The following is a 23,425-nucleotide window of genomic DNA, read 5'->3' as shown; positions in this document are numbered from 1 at the left end:
TATCAAATATTAGAAAAAATTATGTCAGTGCCTACCAAAACAATCTCGTATTTCTCTGCGCCATTACTGGCGTTCACGACAGCACACGCTGCCCTAAACTATGAGATCTCCAGTGAGCAAGTGCATATTGGCGATTCCACCACAGTAAGCGGTAGCGGCTCGACTGCGAATTATTCAAATGAGACTGCAGTCGGCGACTATGCGGTATTCGACATCCAGACTCGAGACGAATTCGATAATGTGACCTCGGACTACGCACAGCTGAAAGTCACTTACCTCTCAGACAATGGAAACGTCGGATCGAACTTAATGATCGGGCAAACAGTCAACAGCCAAGGCCTCACAGATACAGGTACGCTCTCCGTATTAGCCACTATAAATGGCGGAGTCGGCACTGTAACACTGCAGTTTGATTGGTATACATTCGGCTCTTTCGTAGGTGGCGCAGAAACAGAGTCTTCATCTGCATTTACTGATACCATCAATTACACAACCCTCGATATCGACTTTCAACAAATCGTTACCGTCGCCAAGGAGGATGTAGCTGATTATACTTTAGAAAAAACATCGCAGCTGACTGCGACAGACAATGGCACCAGCATTGCGTTTACCGACGATGGAGCAGATACAAATGTCGATAACCCAGAAACTGCTGTTTCCTTCACCAGCAACGGCAGTGGCTCGCAGCAAATAGCCGTGGGCAAACAATCTACGGACGGCAATGCACTCTTCATCTTTGAGTTTCGCGACCCCAGTGTGATTGCACCCTTCGTGGAAGCTGAAACCATCCCCGTGCCTGAGCCGAGCACGGCTGGTCTACTACTCGGCGGAGCAGTCATCGCATTTACGATGCTACAGCGTCGCAGAAAGTAAGTAAATCGAGCCACAGAAGCACTTCACTACGCGCGCATGAGGCCGCCCTTTCGGGAATGAGCTTCATGCGCGCTTTGGTATATTCAAATGCGATTACTTTCACACGGTGGCTCCACCACAGCTGGACCCTTGACCGGCTGTGCAACCATAGCAGTGCGACCCGAGTTGTATGGGCCGCTGGACCCAATCATTTAAATCAAGCTCCCACAAACGCTCCGGTGCTGCCTTCTCCCCATGTTGCATGCCTAGCTGTTGATTAAAATCGCAATCAAACAGGTCGCCCTCCCAGCCAACACTAATCGTATCGCGGCACATCAAGCCCTCGATCGAGGCGGGATTAAAATTGTCTAGCAGCAATTGCATATAAGCCTGATAGCTGCCCTGCCGTTTCAAATAAGAGGTAAAACGAGCGATCGGCATGTTGGTAATGGCAAAGAGCTGATTAAAAACGATGTCGAAGTGCTCTTTTAACTCTCGCTTGTAGTCAGCCTCCAGCTCTGCTTGCTCTGGAGGCAATTGCGCGCCATTGGGATTAAAGACCAAGTCCAATTTTAGACGGGGATCTATGCCATAGCCGAGCGCATTTAATGTTTGCAAGGCTTGTATGCTGGAGTCGAAGACACCCTCACCACGCTGGGCATTTACATTTTTAGGGCAATAGCACGGCATCGACGCCACGATGTGCACGCCATGCTGGGCATGGAACTCAGCCACCCACTCATAGCCTGGCTCATTGATGATGGTTAAATTACAACGATCCATCACCTCACGCCCCATCTCACGAACGCCCTCGACCAGATGCGGAAAGTGCGGCATCATCTCAGGCGTGCCGCCGGTCAAGTCAACGACTTCGATCGAGGTGGAACGTAGCCAATCTAAGATACGGTCCACGGTTTCGAGCGTCATGATCTCTTTGCGATGCGGTCCAGCATTTACATGGCAGTGCACACAGGTCAGATTACACATCTTACCGGTGTTGATCTGTAGCACGCGCGGTGACTGGCGCGTCAGTGTCAACTGCTGGGTGGCCAGCGTGTCTTGAAACGATGGAATGGTCTGTAAAGTGCTCGGCATGTGACTAGGAATACAAAGCGCCGTAGTTTATTCCACAGCCTTCGCAGCAACTGATGTCACTAAAACCTACTGCGTAGTCGCCCAACAAGCAAGTGCTAGAGCACATACTCTTGCTGCATCCCTCGCCAAGAACTATGGCAGATACCAATACCCAAATAAATCTTCTTCATTGCGTGGGCCACGTTGCTTGAGGCTTTCACTGGGCATCCAGCCCTCTTCCATCAGCATACCAAGCACAAAAATAGTCGAGCTATTGGTTTCGTGAATCGTGAACTCGTTCTGAGTGACGTTCAAAGAAGGGTGCGCAGCCCAGCGCCGGAAGACGGGATATTGCTCAGGCAGTTCATAGAATGTCGCAAAATCGGCGGCATGATCACTCTTAAATAGCGGCTCCCCATCACTATCCTTAGCGGTCGGATATTTATAGACGCGGTTTCTCAGCTCGGGAAAGACGTGTGAGGATGTGTTGCCATAAATGGTGATGCCTGGATAGGGATCCAGAATATCGTCCGTCATACTGCTCTCGTGCTGAATCGAGACGGGGTAGGCAAATCCGATACCAGTGGTCCAGCTCATCCCCATAGGATTGGCTCCCAGCATGTAGGCGAGGTTGGACTCTGAAGACTGTACCAGAGTGCTACTAGGCTGGATTTGATTACCGATCAGCATCACCTTTGCGCGATTGGTCATATCACTCGCCCCCCAACTCATCCAATAATCCTGACGACGCGGCCATGACATACGATAAGGCATACTGTCATTCATCGCGGCATAGCGATTGGCGGCACTCATTAAATCTGCGGCAACGGCGGCCTGCGTGGCTGGAGAGACATAGCTCGTCTGGGCAGTCACCAATGGATGATATGCGAGGTCAAAATAGAGCCAAGGCGAGAAATCGCGATCCGTATAGGGCCAGGAGTAAGGTGCTGGCGAGTTGGCATAGAGTGCCTCGATTCCATCCAAGTAGTTAACGTCCTCACTCAGTAAAAAGAGCTGCACACGCGCCATAAGCTCGAATTTATCATTAAAATTCGCCTCCTCGGTGAAAGTCAGCGAGTATGGATCCCCCTCCCCGCGGCTACTGGCGGCTGCGATACTCAGATTATTGAGCGTGTTGGCTGGATTGACTCCATAGGCGTAAGCGGAAAGTGCCGAAAGCTCATAAGTTTGTGCCAACGCAGCATCAAAGGGCTCCAGCGCGCGCGCCAGCTCAGCTGCTGCGGCGGCATAGATCAAGCTCGACCAGCGAGTGCGCTGAGCGAAGCTCCATAGCACAGTGTCGTCATCGATGGAGGGATGTGTCGAGGTTTCCACGATGCCAGAGACCCCACCATCCGCACGCTGACTATGCTTCCAAATACGAAGGCCGTATTCGACCTCGTCCAATAGATCGGGTATACCATTACCAGACTCTGGAATATTTAATTGCCCATCGCTGTATTTCGCAGGCGCAAATTCGTAGAGTTTGAGCAGGTCAAAGATCAAAACGTAGTGATACAGATTACGATCGTAATCCGCCGCATCGTACCAGCCGCCATCGACCTCAGTAGTGCTTTGGCTGGTCACGGTAGTCGCCCCAATGATATCGAAACGAGGCCAGCTGACTGGCTTTTGCGTGCTATCTAAGATCGCCTTCGTCATGTCCGCCCAATACGGCAACATTTGTGATTCATAAATGGGATCGGTGTGATAGCGCGGACGGGTCCACGCCGTGTATTGCGCTTCAAGGGCAAAAGAAGCACGCTGATGATAGAGCCCACGCATGGCGGTATAAAAAGCCTCACCATAAACATCATCATTCACGCGGAACGGCCAAGAGCGACCCACGCCTGGCACGCGGATGTAGTAGTTGCCTGGCGTAGTGAGTCCAGTCAGGTCGAGTTGATACAGCTTTTCACCATTCATCGAAGGACGCGGCTCAGAGCCATCATCGTCATCGCTGGCATCCATCAATGAGGCATCATCACGCAGCGTAATTTTGCCATCCGCTAAACTTCCTTGGTAAACAACGGCCCCCGTGCCCGAGTCAACCACATCGAAGCTCGTAAGCTGGTCTAAAGGCAGCGGACCAAACTCCTGCAGGTAAGCACCGACATAAGCATAATTGGAGGACTTGCCTTCTTGATAGCCGACCTGATTGATTTTAATGCTGCGCGCTACGGTGGCATCGTCATCGAAGACAAAGCTTACGTATTTTCCATCATCCAGTGTGATGGTATACGACTTCCCATCCTGCATCGCCTGGGGCATTTCAATGTATGCATAGATGCCATACCGCACCGCATCGTATCCCGCACTCACCGAATCATCGTTCGAGATCAAACTGGTTGTCACGCGACTCGGCTCTAAATCGACCGCATAGGATGTATCATTAGTGCTAGATAAGGTGTAAAAGTCAGTATTAGGCATCAGCGGCTCGCTCCCGTTCTGACGAGCAGTCACCAGATGCTCCCAGCGCATCTTTTCTAATTTCGCACGATGCACCCAAACATCAGTCTGATGCTCACGAGCGATCGCATCTTCGACATCAGCCATAGTTTCCGAATACTCGCCACTCGTTAACAAATCCATTTGAGCGACGAAGTCATCGAATGGGTCCACCACCACGATCACCCACTTATTCGAGAGCACCAACAGTTGCTCCACCCCGCTGAAAAGCGGACGCTCAATTGGCGCATTCCCCTCCAGGTCCTGTAGCCATGCCTCCGAAGTGTAAGGAACTGGAGGCGCTGAATCGACATCCCCCTCATCCACAGGTGGCGCCCAGTCGGCCTCGACGCAGCGCACATTGGCAATATCGACCGTGTGGTTCGCCTCTCCTTTACCAAAATACAAATACTCGATCGAATCCATTAAACAGCCATTCGCTTTGAGCTCCGCAACAGGCACAACAGCCTCGCGCCAATTGGCATCGATATTACCCCCAGTCACATAATTCGCAATGGGTACCGAAGCGCTGCCTCCCATGTGCCAGCCATAAGCCGACAGTTCGGGAGTCACTCCAGCTAGCGAAGAACGTATCCAAAAGCGAATCTCCTCCGCATCTGATAAATCCATGCGCTTATAATCGCCGCGTAACTTAATACCAGGCGAATGCCAGGGATCGGGCGAACCTTCAAAATACCAACCACTCACCAAACTTGCATCGGCCACGGGGACTCCATATTTAAAATTGGAAGGATCGCTTTCATCCTCACGTGAGCCGTCCCAAATCACCTCACCAATCAAGCTGCTCGAAGCGAGAGGCTCCGGCGCATCTGAGGTCACCGCCCACACTTCATCGATCTCAATGGTATGGTCTGATTCACTGGTGCCGAAATACAAATATTCGACTGAACCAAGCGAGCAACCATTCGCCATCAAATCAGCGATCGGTATCACGGCCTCACGCCAATAGGTATCCAGCACACCGCCTTCCACATAGTTCTCAATCGGCACTGTAACACTGCCCCCCATGTACCAACCATGCACAGAAAAGCCGTGCGAATAACCTGCCACCGAAGTGCGCACCCAAAAACGTATTTCATCGTAGTCCGAGAGGTCCACCCGCCAGACCTCATCCTGTAACTGAATGCCTGGCGCATGCCACAAGTCCGGCGTCCCAGCGAAATACCAGCCCGTCTCCGGCGCCTCAGCCGGCGCCGCCGCGCCATATACCAAGTTATCTGCATCTATTTCGGAGGGAATCTCACCGTTCCACAATAACAGCTCATCAGCCTTCATGCAGGACGTAAGTAATATACCAGACAATATAAAGCCAACTGGATACGAAGTCCCTGAAAAGAGTCGAACGACAAGAGAGGAGATATAATGCATCATAATTAGGCCTAGTGGTAGGGTTAATTATGAGTATGTTTACCCACTCAAAATGACGACACTAAACATGGTAAAAAAAATATGATAAACGCGTAATTAATTTCACAAATAACCCTAAAATAAATAGAAATAAACACGCAGATAGTGAGAAACCATCAAGCGCATCGGGTAAAAAAATTCTTCTATTCACACAATTCATCTATACATATTGACGACACGAAAGCTTGTCTCTACAGCTAAGTCTTTAAAGTGAATGAATTCGTTTAATTCTAACATCAAAAATCTCGCACACATGAAACGCCACACACCCAAGCTAGCCTGCTTCATTCTGCTATGCTTCAACCTGATCACCAGCAGCGCGCACGCCGGCGAAATGAGCATACCTGGCATCAAACCAGTCCAAAAAGTAGAAAAGAACAGCTTTCAACTCAAGCGCTTCAGCAATAACCTCAAGCCTAGTGACTTTAGTAGTAGTGTTAGCGGCCAACAAAATGACTGGCGCAGCGTAGTGCAGAACAACAATGGCGCGCTCAAAATCGCACTCAAAACAGGTGATTGGGACCGCCCTGATTCCAATGCAACCTCCAAACTCTGGTTAAGCTACAATGGCGACTGGGCATCCGTCGCTAAGAATGGCCGCACACTTCGATTCAGCTACACATTCGGCAAATCCAGTCCCGGCGTGCTCTGCCGCTTCAGATTCGGCGCGAGCGCACAATCACGCCAAGATTATCAAGGCGATTACGCGCTCTCGCTCATTTACGGCGACACCAGTTGCAGCTTTAGCGTCGACGACAAAGACACCTCGGGCCACCTCCCCACCGCCATCGGTGAAGGCAGCACTGTCGTGATCGACCTGCGCCCAAACAATACCGCATCCATCACCATCGATGATCAGCTGATCCTAGACGACCAAGTCGTTGAGCTGGACGAGAACTTCATCTCATTAGTCGCAGTCGACACGGATGCACTCAGTGGTAATCAAGCCAAAATCTTGTATCTGCAAGAGTTCAAGGTATCGCTAGAGCGATAAGATCCTGCTTCAGCGTATTTTACCTGAGAGCGCTTTAAGCGCGCAGCCTCACTTGGTCCCACTTGGCCCCACTGGCCCCACTGGCCCCACTGGCCCCACTTCAGTCTCTGGGACTAGCTACGCGAGCGCTCGCGGTATTGAGTTGGCGTACAAGCCATTACTTTGCGAAACTGCCGGCTGAAAAAGTAAATATCATTGTAGCCAATCGATTGCGCCACAGCGTCGACAGCCCAATCCGTCTGCTCTAATAACACGCAGGCACGCTCGACTCGCTTCACAATCAAATAGCGATTGGGCGACTCATTGGTCAACTGCCGGAAGCAGCGCCCATAGTGAATGCGCGATAAATTAACCTCGGCCGCCAGTTCATCCACAGAGCGAAACATGTCTTGGCCCGCGTGGATGCGATCCAATTGTCGATAAATCAACCATGCTGCATCTGTCTGAACAGACTGGATCGACTCGCGCCACAAAAGCCCGAGCATACTAAGCGTCAAAGTCTGTAATTGCTGCTCTGCAAAACTGTCGCGGTAAGAAGACAGCCGAATCGCTAAATTGATCAAACTGTTCACATTGTTGGGCTCATGCAATTCGATCCCCAGCAAACGCCCTCTCAACAGCTCGTCATTCTTAGCCCCCAAATTAATATGAATACTGAAGTTACGCATAGACTTGGACCCAACACGCGAACGCCCCGTAATCTTAGAGCCTGCACTAAATAGAAATGCCGTCCAAGGCTGGACAGGATACTCCACGCCATCGCATTCGATCAACGCGTTCCCTTCTAAACAGATCCATAGGTTCCAGTAGCGCTCCTCACTCGACTGCCAGTTCCAGGCATCATCACTCTCATGCACAAAGGGCGGCGAAATGATCTGGACAGCGGTATCGTGTAAATCAGGAAAATCCATAAATGATTCAATAGTGCAAAAATTTGCTTCATCAGTCCATTGAAAAAGAAGCTCTAAGCAGGTATTCTTCAGGGCATGACTACAAACAAAACTGTTCGCCTCGGAATCATCGGAATGGGTAACATGGGTACCAGCCATGCCAAAAATATCATTGATGGTAAAATCCCCAATTTAGAACTCGCCGCGATTGCCGACCAAAACCCGGAACGCTTGGAAAAATTTAAAGATATCACGCATTTCAGCGAAGGCATGGACCTGATCCAGTCGGGCACAGTCGATGCCGTCTTGGTCGCCACCCCACACTACTCCCACACCACACTGGGCATCGCCTCGCTCGAAGCTGGTCTTCACACCTTGGTCGAGAAGCCAATTTCCGTGCACAAGGAGGATTGTGAGCGCCTGATCGCGGCCTGGAAGGATGAGAAACTCGTCTTCAGCGCCATGTTTAACCAACGCACCGACCCTGCTTACCGCAAAGTGAAGTCGCTCATTGAATCGGGCGAACTCGGCAGCGTAGAGCGCATCAACTGGATCATTACCGACTGGTATCGCACCGAAAACTACTACACATCAGGCGGCTGGCGTGCAACTTGGGGCGGCGAAGGCGGTGGCGTATTGCTCAATCAATGTCCCCACAACCTCGACCTACTACAGTGGATCTTTGGCATGCCCTCAAAGGTGACTGCCAATTGCCAATTTGGCCGCTTCCACAACATCGAAGTCGAAGACGCCGTAACAGCCATGCTGGAGTATCCCAACGGAGCCACCGGCGTATTCATCACCACCACCGGTGAAGCCCCCGGCACCAATCGCTTGGAGATCGCATGCGAGCGCGGCAAAATTGTTGTAGAAAATGGCAAGCTGCACTTCACACGCACCGAGCAACTCGTGAGCGAGCATAGCAAGACTGCTACAAACGGCTTCCAAAAGCCGGGAGTTTGGAACGTGGAGATCCCGCTGCCAGAGGGGAATGGCGAACAGCACAACGGTATTTTAAAGAATTTCACAAATGCGATCCTCGAAGGCGAAGCGCTCATTGCGCCCGCTGGTGAAGGCATTCACTCAGTGGAGCTGGCCAATGCGATGCTTTTCTCTGCCTTCGAAAAGAGCCCCGTGGAGCTACCGCTCGATGGCGCGGCATACGCACGCGTGCTCAAAGCGAAAATCGAAAACTCCACCTACGTAAAACCAGAGATTAAAGGCGGAAAAGTCGAAGAACTCAGCTGGTAAGCGAGCCTCGATTCAGACTAAAACCTCACGCTAAAATTACAGATACTTCCAATGACAAATGCAAATGATGGAATGAACTACGCACCGACTGCGGCCAAACCGCAGCCAGTCGTCAACCCCGGCCAATTTAGCTTTGCAGCCGCCCACTTTGATCACGGCCACATTTACGGCATGATCAACGGCCTGACCGAAGCTGGCGCTGAACTGGCAATGATCTATGAGCCCGATGCGACACGCATCGAGAGCCTCAAAGAAAAATTCCCCGGTGTGCATATAGCAGCGAGCTTCGAAGAAGTGCTAGCCTCCGATGTCCACTTAGTCGCCGCCGCGGCCATCCCCAATCAACGCGGACCGATCGGCTGTCAAGTCATGCAAGCGGGCAAGGACTACTTCACCGATAAGTGCCCCTTTACTTCCCTGGAGCAACTCGCTGAGGCGGAAAAAGTCGTCGCCGCGACCGGACAGAAATACATGGTATATTACTCGGAGCGCGTGCACGTGGAATCTGCGTGGTATGCCGACCAATTGATCCAAGACGGCGTCATTGGCGACATCGTGCACATGGAGATTTTTGGTCCACACCGCCTAGGCAAAGCGGGCCGGCCAGACTGGTTCTTTGATAAAGCGCAATACGGCGGCATCCTGACCGACATCGCTTCGCACCAATTCGACCAATTTCTGCACTACACTCGCTGCACCAAGGGCAGCATCGCCCACGCCGCGGTGGACAACCGTGCCAATGCGGACAAGCCTGGTTTGGAAGATGTCGGCCAAGCAGTCATGATCCTTGAAAATGGCGTCCAGTGCTTCTCACGCGTCAATTGGTTCACCCCCGACGGCATGCGCGGTTGGGGCGACGGCCGCAGTTTCATTACCGGCACCAAGGGCACCATTGAAATTCGCAAGTACTTTGATTTTGGGCGTAGCAACGACTCCGACACCATCATACTCGCGAACAACGAAGGCGAACAAGTCATGCAGGTAAAGGGGCAAGTCGGCTTTCCCTTCTTTGGTCAACTGATACTCGACTGCCTCAATCGCACCGAAAACGCAATGACACAAGAACATGCCTTTGCCGCCTCCAGACTATCACTACAAGCACAAGCAGTCGCCGATCAAGCACGCTAAAGATCCAAAAATTTCAAAACTATTATGAAAATTGAACAAGTTGCTCTCATCACGTACACCATTCGTGACTTTATCCAGACTCCCGAAGACTTCCGTGCGAGTATGAAAAAGATAGCCGACATCGGCTACAAGGCAGTGCAAATCTCCGGCATGGGCCACGATGTCATGCCAGCCGAAGAAATCGCAGCTGTGTGTGCTGAAAATGGTCTCACCATCTGCGCCACTCACGAGCCCAGCGGTATGATTCTCGACGAGCCTGAAAAGGTCGTCGAGCGCCTAAAGAAGCTAGGCACCCAATACACCGCCTATCCATTCCCAAGAGACGTCGATTTCACAGATGCGGAGTCACGCAATAAATTAATCCAGCAACTCGACAAAGCAGGTGCAGTGTTGCGGGAGGCGGGCCTCGTATTAACTTACCACAACCACGCCAACGAATTCTACAAGTGGGACGGCAAGCCAGCATTGCAACACATCGCAGAGCAAACCTCCGCCGAAAACCTCCACTTCGAGCCCGACACCTACTGGGTGCAACTCGGCGGCGGCAACGTCGTAGAATGGTGCAAAATGCTCAAGGGGCGCCTGCCCCTACTCCACCTCAAGGATGTCGGCGTGCGCGAAGGCAACACCCCCATCATGCATGAGATCGGCTACGGAAACCTCGACTTCAAGCCCATCATCGCCGCAGCCGAGGAATCCGGTTGCGAGTGGTTCATCGTCGAACAAGACAGCTGCCCCGGCGATCCCTTCGATTCCCTAAAAATGAGCTTCGATTACATCAAAGCCAACTTGGTGTCTTAAGCCCCAAGCTAACAGCTTTTCTCCACAGCCCGCACAGGCCTCGCCCTGCAGCGGGCTGTTTTGTGTCCACTCAGGCCCAACAGAAAACAGGCAAATAAAAACCCCAAGCTAATACCAAGCAAGGGGTTGAGAATGGAGCCGAAGAACGGAGTCGAACCGTCGACCTATTCATTACGAATGAATTGCTCTACCAACTGAGCTACTTCGGCAAAATCTTTATTTTCAACTATTTACAAAGGGAAGAAATTTAGTTCAAATTCCTACTTGGACACTTCTTGGACGTTTTGAGCTTCCGCCGTGCTTGTGGACGCTTTGGAAAAACTCTAGAACGATGAAGATACGCAAAGAACTGAAAACGCACAGGCTGTTATCTCTTACGGGTTCGTCAACATAGAATTGATACCCACGGGGGGAATTTTCGAGGTAATCTAGACGATAAAAGTGGCAGGGATTTTTGGTCGAATTTTTCAGCCTAGTTTGACCCACTCGTATGTGAGGCCTAGATTGTCGACCTCGATGATTTTCAAAACCATCCCCTTGAAGCTGACTAGCGTCGGGGAGCCGTCTTCGTTGAGATTGAATTTGAACTCTTTCTCTTTTAAATCTAGGCCGTGCTGCTCGGACAGTGTGAAGATGATCAGGTCGTTGTAATAACCATCGAAGACGATTGTCGTGAGATTGCTCAATTGATCGTCGTATACGGGCTCTTCGGCCCAGCTATACCTTAGGCCGTCCTCAGGCCTTACTGGCCTAGACCAGACTGTATCCATGTTGTTGTGATCGCTGTTATCGACGAACCAGTCCATTCCCCCTGTAACTTTATCGACTCGGAGCCCTACTTAATCAGCGGAACAGCCTCCTCGTGTGACATAATCGTCCAACCTATGCCCTTAGCGTATTCGAGGATACGAGCTTGAACGGTTTTCTGTGATCCGGGGTTTGATGCGGTGGAAAGCAATTATTGTGAGTCTGAACCTCCAATGCGGTTCTGAATGTCTATCGCGGCTGCGCTATTATGAGTTGCGAGGTTCAGTGTGAGCGTCTTAAAGGCAGCAAGTGCACTGGGATTTTTGCGAATATCCTCGAACCGATTGTTCCACCCAAACTCAAGAAGCCTTTCAAAATCCCCTCGCTCGATTCCAGTTTCCCAGAAGTAACCTTTCGCTTCTTTCCAGCTGCTGTGGAACCACTCCAGCGTATCAATGAAGATGGGGGCAGCCGCATCTTTGATTAAGAACGCTACCAACGTGCTCTGAGTGTAGGAGTCATACTGAATGCGCTCGATAAATCTTCGGTAGTGAGTCGCGAGTTTCTGGACAAGAGGGGCGAATGCGGCTTCGCCATCAGATGCGAAATCGGAGCCAAAAAGCAGAATGACTTTCCACACATCATCCGCGTCTCTACTCTTGGAGGTGGCCCAGACATCTTGTGCGGCCAAGAAGTCAGCGAAAGGGCCCCAAAGTCCCATCAATTGATCAGTCTTAGGTGGATCTGTTCTTACAGCTTCAAGCAATACAACGTTGAGAAACTGCTCAATATGGTGATGTGCTGCAGGAGGCAGCCGAAGAACACTTTGCCAAAACTCTAGCCCTTCTTCCTCGGAGGACTCCAACAGCCTTGCGGCTACAACTTCGAAGACTTTCTCATCATTGGACCAAACCTCGTAGTCCCACTTGGCATCGTCTGAACCATCAGTTTCAGGGAGCGTCCGGTGAAATACCGCTAATAGTTCCTTCGCTATTACCAACCAGTGCCTTCGCTCGTCAGAATCTCGGGCATCCACAAGTTGAGGTGCATGCCCAAACGCAGCGAGCATAACGCCCAGCTCTAGATTATATCCAATTCGGTGAAGCTCGCGTCGCTCTGGAGGCATTACCCTGATTTGTTCCGGATTCTTCGGTGTTATAGACGCTGTTTCCTTCGTTTTGCCCCGCCGAACCTGTTGCATAAACCTCTCTAGACCTTTGCAAATCTTCTGGCTCAGTTTTGCTCTTTGCACGCGCCGTTGACCATAATTCGCTTTTGGTGTCTCTTCTTTAGCCTCAATGGATGCCCAATCGTCGGTCCATTTAGGACCTTCTCCGTCTGCAAACTTCGAAATCCATTCACTTGCCCAAACGTAGATGAGCTTGTTTTCAGTATCCTTGTTGCCGTAGAAGTCAGATTTCGTGGCTTCTTGTCGAATACTCGAGAATGAAAGAGCGAATGCCTCGAGTTCGATGTATGCATTTCCCAGCTTCGCACGACATCTGAACGCTTCATCAAATAAACACTGAACTGTCCGGTAGCGATATGACGTAACGAAGCGAGCGACCGCCCCCCTCCAGTCAGGATCGTTCACATTGGCAGCCCAGCGTCGAACGACAGCCCGAGCCAAAAAGCCTTCGTAGTCGTCACTACTATCTTCAGGCGAGTAAACAGTGATTTTTGGCTGATCATTTAGGATCTTCCAAATTTCGGCATCTACAAACTCGAATTTGGATGTGTCGTTCTGCAACCATTCCTCCCCCATGCAGGTAATTACCGCAAGCAGTCCTGCGCGTGTATGCCGCCCATCCAAAAACTGAGAACCCTCGGGCTCCGCAGCAAACAATTTATTTGCGTGGTCAAAAAAATCTTCATTTTGCAGCTGTCTCCAAATATAGTCACAGCCCGCAGCATCAAAGGTTTGCCGATTCTTCAATATCTCTGCGTATTTGTAAGGCAGTGTTAATAGCGCCTGCTTTACCGAAAGATCTTTCTCCGCGGTCGGATCCTGAAAATCGATGAGTCGTTTATTATTGAACTCAATGCCTCCATCCTCCCTCTCCCAAAGATTCGGATCAAACTCAACTGCCCAGCGTTCCACTTCCTTTCGGTCTTGAGAACTTTCTGGTAGTGCTTCGGCTTCAAGATACCACGCGGCCGAGATGTCTTCGAATACCTCAGAGAACTCTGCTTTGTTCAGCATCCATGACCAACATGCATCTCCCAGCGACACCTTTCGACCAGGAAGGTTCGCCCAATCACGTTTTGCATTGAAAACGAACTCACCTTCTCGCGGCGACGCCCCAACACCAACGCTCCAGCGAATTGACACAAGATCTAGTTCATAAAGCTTTCGGACGAAAAGAAGAGACTTCAGCTCAGCCGTAAAAAGCGATTCGTGGCGCTTCCCAACACAAATGAGAACGCCAGCCAGAGCGAGAGAGCGCCCCTCTTTAAACAAAAGATCAATCACGTTGGACACCGATTCCTCTGCTTCAAATCTCTCATCAAACCACTTTTCCAGAGCCATTAGCGCACAAGTCACCACTGCTGGGGTATTCATGTGGTATCGATTCCAAGCGAAAACCTGATGGTTTCCTTTCCATTCCGATTTACCATCGGACGTTTTTATGGCTACGGATTCAACCTCAGGAGAATACGGCCACCAATCCTCATAGCGATCAGTTGCAAAGTTAGTGAGGGCAACAATAAGTTCGACTGCAGGTCGCCAGTTTGATCGGAGATATCCGATAAACGGACCCTTAGACCAAAATGCGGATTTCAACTGGTCTGCTTCGAATCTAAATCCGTGGTTTCGAGCTCCAATATCATAGTCGCCCTTACTGATTTCGGTCTTTGGCCAATCAATCAAAAGAGCCAAGGTGATCTCACAAGCCGCGGCAGGGCATTTCGTAAATAACGGAAGCGATGCGTTCGCCTCGAACCAGGGCTGATAGAAGTCGCGACTAATCGTGCGGCGCGGGCCGTCTGGCCAAGCCTCAACAGGCTGGACAACGCGGCTACCCCGACCTCCAAAAAATGACGGCTCATGCCACTCTCCTCGCCAGCCTTCATCGGCCTCTTCGGTCAGATCGTCTTCATCCCATTCTTTGCGCCCAGCGGCCTTGAGTGCAAAACTCACTGCTCGTTCAGGGTTTTGGGATGCTGCTCGCAGTGCTGCTGAGTAGATCGTAGCGCGGGAATTGCTTCCACCGCGGAGGGACCTAGAACCACGATCGTGTCTGTAAGCACCCGCCACCTCTCGGCGCAGTTCCTTCTCTGCATTGAGAAGAATCAACTCTGCAAGCGAACTCCAATTGATCCCGAGATACTCGTCCAGTTTTCCCCACATTAATCCCAGCTCAGCGAGGGTTACTGGGAGGCAATCTGTAGTTTCCTCTGGATTCGCAATCAGGAACTCAGTAAATGACGGCCAAAGGCTCACGACGGGCAACCTGAACCGAAGAGCCGCGTAATCGGCGGTCTCTGGATCGATCTGGTGAAACTGGTTTTGAACGACGGGATCCGGAATGGTGGCGTTGTGCATAAGGCGCCGAAGAAGTCGCTTCAACAACCATGCGTCGTCCGCAAATAGCTGATCTCTATTCTGTGCGAGCAGTGCTGACGGATCGCTACAGTATGCAATTCCCTCAAGCCAAGTGTCGAGGATCTGTAGATCTCGAGATTCTGGCTCTTTCTGATCAGGGGTGACAGCCCTGCACGACTCAACGATTGTCTGCCACCTATCGTGATCGGAAGCACGTTCCAGAAGATGTTGAGAAAAGAGCCGGACAGCCCTCAACCAAGGAGGATTCTCCGAGTGCTCACGAATAAAAGCTAGAACGTCGTCTCCCAGAGACCGTAGATGCATGACCCGAGACCAATCCGCAAGCAGATCGTGATCAAATCGGATGCGGCCATCATTCGTGCAGGAAAAGATTTGCCTGTTGATCAGTGAGTTGGTCGCCTCGTGATCAACGGCAACGATATCAGGTGACGCCTCACTTACCAAAGAGTCAGCGAGATGAGTGGCTAACCTGCGGGCAATGCTTTCTTCTCCGCAGAAACTCTTGCCAGCTTTGACCTGTTCGTCCCACCACCACTCGATAACATCAGGTTCGCCGATCGATAGTCGGCTCAAGTCAGGCTCATTACGCAAAAGCAAATCAAGCATTTTGGGCGATCGCAGGAATCGCCCCATTTGTGGTTGTGCGGAAAGCTTCTGGATTGCTGGAACTGCACCTAGAACAATTTGAAAATCACCATCAGAAAGTCGCCCACATTCTATCCGTTCAGACAAGACGTTGTGACCTGCCAGGTATCTCAACAAATGGTTTGAAACCCGCGACCAACTTGGAGTTTGGCATGAAAAAAACACCTTCCAAACGCTTTCCAAAGGACCAATGACTGAAGCGACGAATCGACTGATCGCTTCAATACTGTCTGAAGTGTAACAGCTCTCAAGGGAATCGATTACCAAGAAACCTGAGGTGCGATCGGTCTCAAGAAGTAGGTAAGCAAGGTCTGGCACAGAATTTTGCAGTTCAGAAAAGTGCTCAGCCTTAATCCAGACTACTTCCGAATCGTTCTGAACCCTATTCGCGAGTTGCTTGAGCAACGCGCTTTTCCCCAGCCCGCTCTCTCCCAATACGTGTCCGCCAGGTCCCTCTTCATAGGCTTTATCTAGAGCGGCAGCTTCCTCGGAGCGAGGTAGCTCAATGCCATTGGGCAGAGATGTGTGTATCTGGGCTATCCATTCTTCCGACGCTTGTCTAACATTAGCCCACTTTTTTTTTTAACGTCTTCAGGTGCTACAGGCTCGAAAAATCCAGCTTCGATGCCCCGAAGCAGCAACGATAGAGCGTTTTTGGCCGCGACCTCTCGAAATTGTCCTTTGGTTCCATTTTCAATTAGCTTTTTTCTCTCGTCGGCAAAGTCTGAGATTCCTCGGATCGCGAGAATCCTCGGGGGCGGTTCTCGAAGACTACTAGCGTCGTAGACGCCCGCCGATTCCATTTCCAATGCCGCGAATTTTCGGTCCACCTTCGATTTAAGCCACTCAACGAAATCCTCACTTTTCCCAACCGTAGGACCGCTTGCCAATTTATGGTCGTCACCCGCGAAGATTCTAACTTCGGATCGCATCGTGAACCCAGCTTCTCCCATTTTGGCTCGAACTTCCTCAGTAGCAACTGGGGCATACCTTTCCGCGCAGTCAGCCTCCCAACGTTCAAACTGTTCTCTGTGCGTAGTTTTGAGATATTGGAAGCGGTTCAATAAACGAGGATTTGAAGCGTAACTATTTCCCGACGTTTCGAGTTCCCATTCCTCTTTGTCTTCAACGTTCTTTGCAGCCGAATTAGCCAAATACTCAACAACGCTGTCAGGAATGAGAACATCCCCTGGCTGGAGGTCATCAGAAAGTGATCCTGCTATCCCCAACACAACGACATTGTTGCAGCTCGATCGTCCAAGAATCCCCGAAACCACCGTCGCCGCCCGAGTTGCTCCCATCTTACCCGCTGGAACAATAGCCAGTCGTATTTCTTTCTTAAGCACAGGAGATGTCACGCTCACTGAGAATACTTGAAGCGCCAGATCAGTAAGTTCTGTAACCTCAAGTTTTGCGTGAAGATCTTCGGCAAAAGCCGACGTAAGAGCTTCAAATTCTTCGTTCAGCGCGACGTAAAGGAGCACGTCGATTTCAAGTTGATCAGCACTCATGAAGCTAACTTTGGAGTTAAAAGATGTGTCCTGCGGAATTTTCCGCCAACGAGGGTAAGGATGTCTTCGAAGTGCTTGTAGAGCTTAGAGACCATGTGAAGAATCCAGCCGTAATTGGCGATTCCGGCGGGCGGGGTTTCGTAGCCGCCCCAGCGTGGATCGTCGGTCAGTTCATTAGGGCCGCGCCAGTCCTTTAAGTTGAAGGGCGGATTGGCCATAATGAAATCGGCTTTAAGGTCGGGGTGCTGGTCTTTGAAAAAGGTGTCGGAGGGGACTTCGCCAAGAATGACGTGCTTATCCTCAGAATACTCGACAGTGCCGCGTAGCTTATTGGCGACATCCCAGAGGTTTTCCCCGAAGGATTCTTGTTTATTGAGGTCTTTCTTGGCAGGCATCTAGCGAAAAGCTAGTTAGGCAAACCATGTAGGCAAGAAGTTTTAAACAGAAGTTTTACAATTCGGGAGACCGTAGGAGCAGCTAGGCTCAGAGCGATTTGGACTCGAAGTCTAGTAAGCTCGCAATCTGGGCTTGAAGCTCCTCTGGGAGTGGGAAATCGACTTGTTCTGGATTTAGCGAGCAATCGAGGTCGCTGTCGTGTCCGGTCGAGGTAATCTCATAGTCGAGCTGGCCATTTTTAAATGGGTCTTTAAGGTCAGCTATGCGCGTGGCCCATCTTAGCCAATCCCCTGCCCCCGCCTGAATATGATCAAGCGTCCCGTATCTAGCTTCTGATTCAACCTCTTTGCAGAACTGACGGATGCGCTTAGATTCCTGCCAATCGCTAGCTAGCTGGCTGAGGTTCGCTCGCCTGGTTTGCTCTTCGGACTGAGCCCTAGCTAGCTCTTCGCGTTTTCGGCGCAAGTAGCTAGCTTTCAACTCTTCCGCCTTTCTTCTGCGCTCGTAACGTTCGTGATTAAGGCGGATGACTTCCCTCTGTTCAGCTTCGATAGTTCTCTCTCGCTTGAGGTATGCGGCATACAGCGGAAGGGTTTCTACAAAGCGAGACAACTTCGCTTCGAGCTTTTCGGAATCGCTATCCTGCCAACACTTTTGAAGTCGAGCTCCTGAGAACCTCCAGTCGGTGACCTCAAAAAGTAGAACTTTAGATGGCTGGTAGCTATGCTCAATCCAGCCTAGTATGGGGCTTCTGGACTTTGTAGCGGATAGCTTCTCACGAAAACGAACGGGAATCTGCTCTCCATCGATTAAGACACTCATTTTCGGGTCTTCATCGCTGGTCTGAATCCGCCATCCCAGCCCCTCTATTGCCGCAACCCAAGCTTCTGCGATGCGGAGAGCGCGGTCTAGGCTATCCTCGGAAACTTGCATATTAAGGCATCCAGATCCGCTTGAGAGCATTAAGCCGCGATGGAGCCACTTGGTGCTTTCCAGTTCAAGCTTAGTTCTGCGGATCAAAGGCTGACAGCACTTTAGCTTCTTTGGGATTTTGATGTCGATCCCATGTGCGGAGTCGCCGCTTCTACTCTTAAGGTCAGCTACTTCATTGCGCATAGCTCGCCTAGACCTGCTGTCTACTTTGATGGTGGCTGACTCGGGAGTTTGCCGCTTGGGGGCTGGTAATGGAGTTCGTTGCTTTTTGCGCTGTTTGTCACCTTTTCCCCAGTAGCCTCTGCCGGGGCGCGGGACTTCGAGCTTTTTGCATATCTTAGCGAGACCGACATCGGAGATGCCGATGTCGGAGGCAGCGGTTGTTACCGGTTTTGACCAGACTAGTTCGTAAAGCTCTTCTCGGGTAAACGTGATAGATCCATCCATAGCACTCGCAAAGTAGGTCTATGGATGCTCGCTAGCTCAAGTATTTTCAGGATGTTTCGCGAAGGTGCCTCCTCTGAAGTCGTGAAGTTGTTCACAAGAAAAGCACTAGGCTAGAAAAACACTAGCAAAGGGATGAAAGTCATTTTTCAGCTATAGCTGCGATGCGCTAGCTAAAGGCATCATGCGCTAGCTAGGGTAGCTAAGGTAGCTAAGCTCGACACAAAGAAGGACACAGAGCCAATTAGCTCTGCGCCCTTCGATGGTCGTTGAGTGAATTGTTACGTGAGCGTCTGGTCTAGCAGGTGAGTCCTGAAGCCTCTGCGAGGAAGCGGTTAACTTCACTTTGACGAATGCGAATACACCTCGCATTATAGCGAGCGGCTCGCAACGCTCCGCTTTTAATCAGGCGTAAGACGCTGTGGTTAGTCTTTGATCGATAGCCGAGCTGCTGTGAGACCTGTCGCGGGGTTAGCCAAGGGTCTTTAGCAGGGCTGACTTCGGTTTGTGGCATTTAGTTGTTTTTGTTGGTTTAGCGATTGTTTTTGACTGCGTAGGATAGCTGAAAGTCCCTGTAGGCGCTCTCAGCGATGTGGACATGTGACTCCTCGAAATAAGGGTCCACCGTGAGGTAGGAGTTTTCCAGGGTGAAAAGACCTCCCAAGCGTGGGCTGACTTTGCGGCGAATCTGGAAGATCGGGCACTTTTCTGACGGGTGTTCACGATTGAGTCGGTCTCGAAGCTGGAAGAGTTTGTCGAGACCATCCCAGTCAGTAGATTCGTCACCATAGGACTGCGAAGGAAAGGCTTTCTTGAGCTTCTTAAAGACGAGCTTCGAAGGGCAATCCTGCTTACGTATGTGCCATTTCTTACGCGCTCTTCTGCGGTTCTTATCTCTGATCATTGCTAGTTCTAGGGGCGATCCCCATCGTCGACCAAAATCGTTGATCGACTTTCCTAGGTAAACGAGGTCGGGGTTGGTTGGATGCGGTGAGCCTGGTTTTAGTTCAGTAGTTTTCGTCATGTTTTTATTTATCGGTGTTTTGGGGGTTAGAAATCGTCGGATTCGGCGGCTAGGTATTCCTGGCGTGCTTTTGCCGCTTTCTCCAAGCTCTCGATGCCGTATTTAGCAGCAGTCTCCTTTGCCATTTCAAGGGACATGCCACAGGCGCGAGCTAGCTCAGCTAATCGCTTCTTGGCGGCTCGCTCTCTAGGCGCATTCCTATCCGTCATGACACTCTCGTGCAGAAGGATCTGGTAATCATACTTGCTGGAGTGCGGGCGCTTTTCTCTGGCGAGCCAACCCGTGTCGATCAGGCGCTTGATGGCGTTTTCGACAGAGGTCGACTTACATCCGATAGCTTCCGCGATTCGATTGGCCGCGAAGTCTTTCCAGATTGCGGCATAGTTCGCGATGTAGCACCAGACGCGGACATCCTTATCTCTTAGGCGGGTATCCTCAATCAGGCTGATTGGTGCCTTGGTGAAGTTGCCGCATATGGGCGCTGTAGGGCCGCAGGAGCGGCTTTTGTTTTCTTTTAATCTCATAACAGTGGGAAAGGTGATTCTAGGTCTTTAGGCACAATTATGCCTTACACAGCTATCGCTTGCTGTGGCGGGGAAGAGTGCCTTATCACGGCGGGGACTAAGTAATACTTTAAAAAATTAAAACTAATCTTTAAGATTAACTATAGGTTAACTATAGACTAACTATAGGTTAACTAAAGTCTGGCTTTCAGTGGTTCTTGTTTGAGGAAGACAAACATGGTAAAACCATGCATAAGCCATTCACTGTGGCAGTGCACTATGTTTCCAGGCTGAATGGCTTTTGACGAACATTTGCTGTCAGCCTGAAATCATAGTTACCGCATATGGGCGCTGTAGACCCACAGAAGGGGCTCTTGTCTCCTTTTTAATCTCATAGTAGCGAGAAAGGTGAATCTAGGATTCTAGGCACATTTATGTCTCACACAGCCATAGCTTGCTGTTACGGGGAAGAGTGCCTTGTTACGGCGGGGACTAAGTAATACTTTAAAAATTAAAACTAATCTTTAAGATTAACTATAGTATAACTATAGGTTACCTAAAGTGTGACTTTTAGTGATTCTTACTTAGGGAAGACAAACATGGTAAGACCATGCATAAGTCATTTACTATAGCAGAGCACTATGTTCTCAGGCTGAATAGCTGTGAGCGAACGTTTGCTGTCAGCCTGAAATCATAGAGAGTAATACTTCTGTGAGGTCTTCTTAGATGCGGGTATCATGGTTCTTAATCGCAAAGATGACATTTATTACACACAAATTGGAAACTTCTTTTATCGAATTGAAAATTAATCTGATTCGGTCTTTTGCCAGAAGCTCGCAAAGGACGAAAATTTGACACTTTGTTATTCTGTATAGGTGGTCTATTAGAATTATCCTTGATAATCAAACACTTACAGAAAACCCAAAAAGCAACCATTAGACCAAGACTCAACCACGTTACTATAGACGATCTATAAGCGTTACCCGAAAGTAGATGTCTACAGGTCAATGACGGCCTTTTGAGTTCCCAGATAGCTCTTCGAGGTCGTCGACACGTCGCTATGTCCTAGGTGGTTTCGAGCTGCTTCAATCCCGAAGCTCTCATTAATCAGGCTGCCAGACATCTTGCGTAGCTCGTGGATCGGCTTACTACTCTCGATCCCTTTTTCCTTTAGCCATCTAGCTAGCTTGCTCCAGGTCTTCCAAGGCTTGAGGTCGGCCCTGTAGTAAGGGTGCTTGCTGTTGGGCTTGGCTTTGCCGCCTCGCAGCACGAAATGCTGATTCGTCTTCTGACTCAGAGGATCTAACTTCTTGAGCTTCTTTAGCTCTACGATGAGCTTCTCGGACAAATGAATGGTGCGGGTGGACTCTAGGGTCTTAGGCTTGAAATGCGGGGTCTCTTTGATGTGAAGGAGCTGATTGGAGAAATCTATCTGCTCCCATGTCAGACAGTCGGCCTCGGCACGCCGTAGACCACAGAAGATGCAGAGTAAAAGCGCCTTGTAGGACTCGGGTTCGTCCTTAGCTAGCTCGCTGCTAGCTACCCCGACAAGCTCTTTGGGGTCGATGCTTTGAACATAACGCTTGGTGCTAGGCTTCCATTTAAAACGGTCATCGTCAAAGGGCAATACTTCGGGCAGCGTAAGCTGCTCCTTGAGTGAAGTAATCAGCTTCTTCCCAAATAAACTGCGGGCTCTGCGAAGGGTCGAAGCGGCGTTGTCCTTGTCGCGTCGCTGCTGCGCAGGATTGTCCTTGTTCTTGTCGCCTTGCTTCTTCTCCCAGGCAAGGAGCGCCGAAGGCGTCAGCTTCGTAAGGCTCACAGCATCGACTTGAGCCACCCAGCGCTGATTGCCAGACTGAGTGATGCCCTCATCCTTCTCCTTCTGAGAAATCCTATAGCTGTATTTCTCTCTAGTGTCTGGTATCTTTGCGATGTCGTTGGCAAGTCTACGCAAGGCGATAGCGTATTGAGTGAAAGTTCGCTCGGATATGGTCGAAACTTCGCGAGCAACGCGCAATACGTCGCCGACAGTGGCAATCGCTTCTGGCTTCTCTTCCGTAGGTTGCTTGTATTTGAGTTTGGTTTCCTCCCAGCCTACAGCCCTCAGGCACATGTAGATGTCGCGGGCTTTCTCGGCGGCCTTTTGCTTGTTCGGCTCGCCGGTATTGAAGGTCTCGCGGTGCCCCTTGTGCTGCATTTTACAGCTATAGGTCGAGACCTCTTTTTTCGCTCCACTTTTGGACGTGAATGTTTGTTTGAATAGCCTGGATTTCCAATAATCAGTCTGTGTTTTTGCGCTCATACTTGGACACTTCTTGGACACTTTTGAAGTTCACTAGTGTTCCCCACGTTAAACTTCGGTTCACTACCTCCACCCTTCGACCCGCTTAAACACTGGTCAAATAGGCAATGCAGTGAACAAAAATGAACCAGTGTTAAGCCGCAAGATATTTATTACGAATGAATTGCTCTACCAACTGAGCTACTTCGGCCTAGCCATTAAAAATCTAGAGTCACGAAATTTGAGGCTGAACTATGCGAACGCAAGCAAAAGGATTCACAAAAATTAAAAGGAATACAAGCAAGCTCCCCCGCCTCTCTGGCGGAGCGGTTGTGAAATATCGCCGTGCACTCGAAACCAACGATTACGATGCTGACTCAACACTCTAGCACGCTTGAAGTTCATGGAGATTGTAGGGGCGCGACTTGTCACAATGCCATTGCATATTAAAAATATGATAAGCCAGCAACAATATCTGTACTTTGAATGAAAAGGATCTAATAAGTT

General features: G+C 50.3%; 16 protein-coding genes, 1 tRNA gene and 1 pseudogene. 5 read left to right on the top strand and 13 right to left on the bottom strand.

All coding sequences use genetic code 11. The annotated features are described in order from the left end of the window. Positions 1-21: 21 nt before the first annotated feature. Positions 22-873 (top strand): PEP-CTERM sorting domain-containing protein, encoded by an 852-nt coding sequence (locus QEH52_RS11740; RefSeq protein ID WP_308950667.1) that lies wholly within the window; start codon positions 22-24, stop codon positions 871-873. A 99-nt stretch (positions 874-972) separates the two neighbouring features. On the opposite strand, the gene arsS is transcribed toward QEH52_RS11740, so the two are convergent. Continuing rightward, the gene (gene arsS / locus QEH52_RS11735) at positions 973-1,947 is read right to left on the bottom strand and encodes an arsenosugar biosynthesis radical SAM (seleno)protein ArsS (RefSeq protein ID WP_308950665.1); all 975 of its coding nucleotides are present in this window, start codon (positions 1,945-1,947) and stop codon (positions 973-975) included. A gap of 132 nt (positions 1,948-2,079) precedes the next feature. After that, the gene (locus QEH52_RS11730) at positions 2,080-5,766 is read right to left on the bottom strand and encodes a glycoside hydrolase family 9 protein (protein ID WP_308950663.1); all 3,687 of its coding nucleotides are present in this window, start codon (positions 5,764-5,766) and stop codon (positions 2,080-2,082) included. A gap of 289 nt (positions 5,767-6,055) precedes the next feature. Between QEH52_RS11730 and QEH52_RS11725 the strand changes: the two genes are divergently transcribed. Beyond that, positions 6,056-6,796, top strand: coding sequence for a hypothetical protein (locus QEH52_RS11725; protein ID WP_308950661.1), 741 nt, complete (start codon positions 6,056-6,058; stop codon positions 6,794-6,796). Positions 6,797-6,909: 113 nt separating this feature from the next. On the opposite strand, the gene QEH52_RS11720 is transcribed toward QEH52_RS11725, so the two are convergent. Then, positions 6,910-7,707 (bottom strand): helix-turn-helix domain-containing protein, encoded by a 798-nt coding sequence (locus tag QEH52_RS11720; RefSeq protein WP_308950659.1) that lies wholly within the window; start codon positions 7,705-7,707, stop codon positions 6,910-6,912. A gap of 75 nt (positions 7,708-7,782) precedes the next feature. Between QEH52_RS11720 and QEH52_RS11715 the strand changes: the two genes are divergently transcribed. The 3 genes from QEH52_RS11715 to QEH52_RS11705 are packed head-to-tail and all read left to right on the top strand — an operon-like array spanning position 7,783 to position 10,866. Then, complete coding sequence (locus tag QEH52_RS11715; RefSeq protein ID WP_308950657.1) at positions 7,783-8,937, top strand: Gfo/Idh/MocA family protein; 1,155 nt, start codon at positions 7,783-7,785, stop codon at positions 8,935-8,937. Between the two features lie 51 nt (positions 8,938-8,988). Next, positions 8,989-10,065 (top strand): Gfo/Idh/MocA family protein, encoded by a 1,077-nt coding sequence (locus QEH52_RS11710; protein ID WP_308950656.1) that lies wholly within the window; start codon positions 8,989-8,991, stop codon positions 10,063-10,065. Positions 10,066-10,089: 24 nt separating this feature from the next. Continuing rightward, positions 10,090-10,866: a sugar phosphate isomerase/epimerase family protein gene (locus QEH52_RS11705; RefSeq protein ID WP_308950654.1), complete on the top strand. Its 777-nt coding sequence runs from the start codon at positions 10,090-10,092 to the stop codon at positions 10,864-10,866. 133 nt (positions 10,867-10,999) lie between these two features. On the opposite strand, the gene QEH52_RS11700 is transcribed toward QEH52_RS11705, so the two are convergent. The 10 genes and pseudogenes from QEH52_RS11700 to QEH52_RS11655 form a co-directional block, all read right to left on the bottom strand. Next, positions 11,000-11,075 (bottom strand) — tRNA-Thr (locus QEH52_RS11700). A 258-nt stretch (positions 11,076-11,333) separates the two neighbouring features. Then, positions 11,334-11,672, bottom strand: a complete 339-nt coding sequence (locus QEH52_RS11695; RefSeq protein WP_308950653.1) for a hypothetical protein — start codon at positions 11,670-11,672, stop codon at positions 11,334-11,336. Between the two features lie 152 nt (positions 11,673-11,824). Next, a complete protein-coding gene (locus QEH52_RS11690) occupies positions 11,825-16,231 on the bottom strand; it encodes an NACHT domain-containing protein (RefSeq protein WP_308950652.1) in 4,407 nt (1,468 codons plus the stop codon). Between the two features lie 131 nt (positions 16,232-16,362). Then, positions 16,363-17,337, bottom strand: a complete 975-nt coding sequence (locus QEH52_RS11685; protein ID WP_308950651.1) for a 5'-methylthioadenosine/S-adenosylhomocysteine nucleosidase family protein — start codon at positions 17,335-17,337, stop codon at positions 16,363-16,365. 80 nt (positions 17,338-17,417) lie between these two features. Next, positions 17,418-17,621, bottom strand: a pseudogene (locus tag QEH52_RS20550) (N-6 DNA methylase); the annotation flags it as partial. Between the two features lie 199 nt (positions 17,622-17,820). Next, positions 17,821-18,666: a hypothetical protein gene (locus QEH52_RS11675; protein ID WP_308950649.1), complete on the bottom strand. Its 846-nt coding sequence runs from the start codon at positions 18,664-18,666 to the stop codon at positions 17,821-17,823. A gap of 742 nt (positions 18,667-19,408) precedes the next feature. Further along, positions 19,409-19,624, bottom strand: coding sequence for a helix-turn-helix domain-containing protein (locus QEH52_RS11670; protein WP_308950646.1), 216 nt, complete (start codon positions 19,622-19,624; stop codon positions 19,409-19,411). Between the two features lie 18 nt (positions 19,625-19,642). Beyond that, on the bottom strand, positions 19,643-20,134 hold the full coding sequence (locus QEH52_RS11665) for a hypothetical protein (RefSeq protein WP_308950645.1): 492 nt from the start codon (positions 20,132-20,134) through the stop codon (positions 19,643-19,645). 26 nt (positions 20,135-20,160) lie between these two features. Next, positions 20,161-20,658, bottom strand: a complete 498-nt coding sequence (locus QEH52_RS11660) for a helix-turn-helix domain-containing protein (RefSeq protein ID WP_308950644.1) — start codon at positions 20,656-20,658, stop codon at positions 20,161-20,163. Between the two features lie 976 nt (positions 20,659-21,634). After that, positions 21,635-22,939: a tyrosine-type recombinase/integrase gene (locus QEH52_RS11655; RefSeq protein WP_308950643.1), complete on the bottom strand. Its 1,305-nt coding sequence runs from the start codon at positions 22,937-22,939 to the stop codon at positions 21,635-21,637. Positions 22,940-23,425 lie beyond the last annotated feature (486 nt).

The sequence above is a fragment of the Thalassobacterium maritimum genome, assembly GCF_031127805.1.
Taxonomy (GTDB): Bacteria; Verrucomicrobiota; Verrucomicrobiia; order Opitutales; family Coraliomargaritaceae; genus Thalassobacterium; species Thalassobacterium maritimum.
The sequence above is the reverse complement of the archived record's forward strand: the minus strand, read 5'-3'. Positions and strand labels throughout refer to the sequence as shown.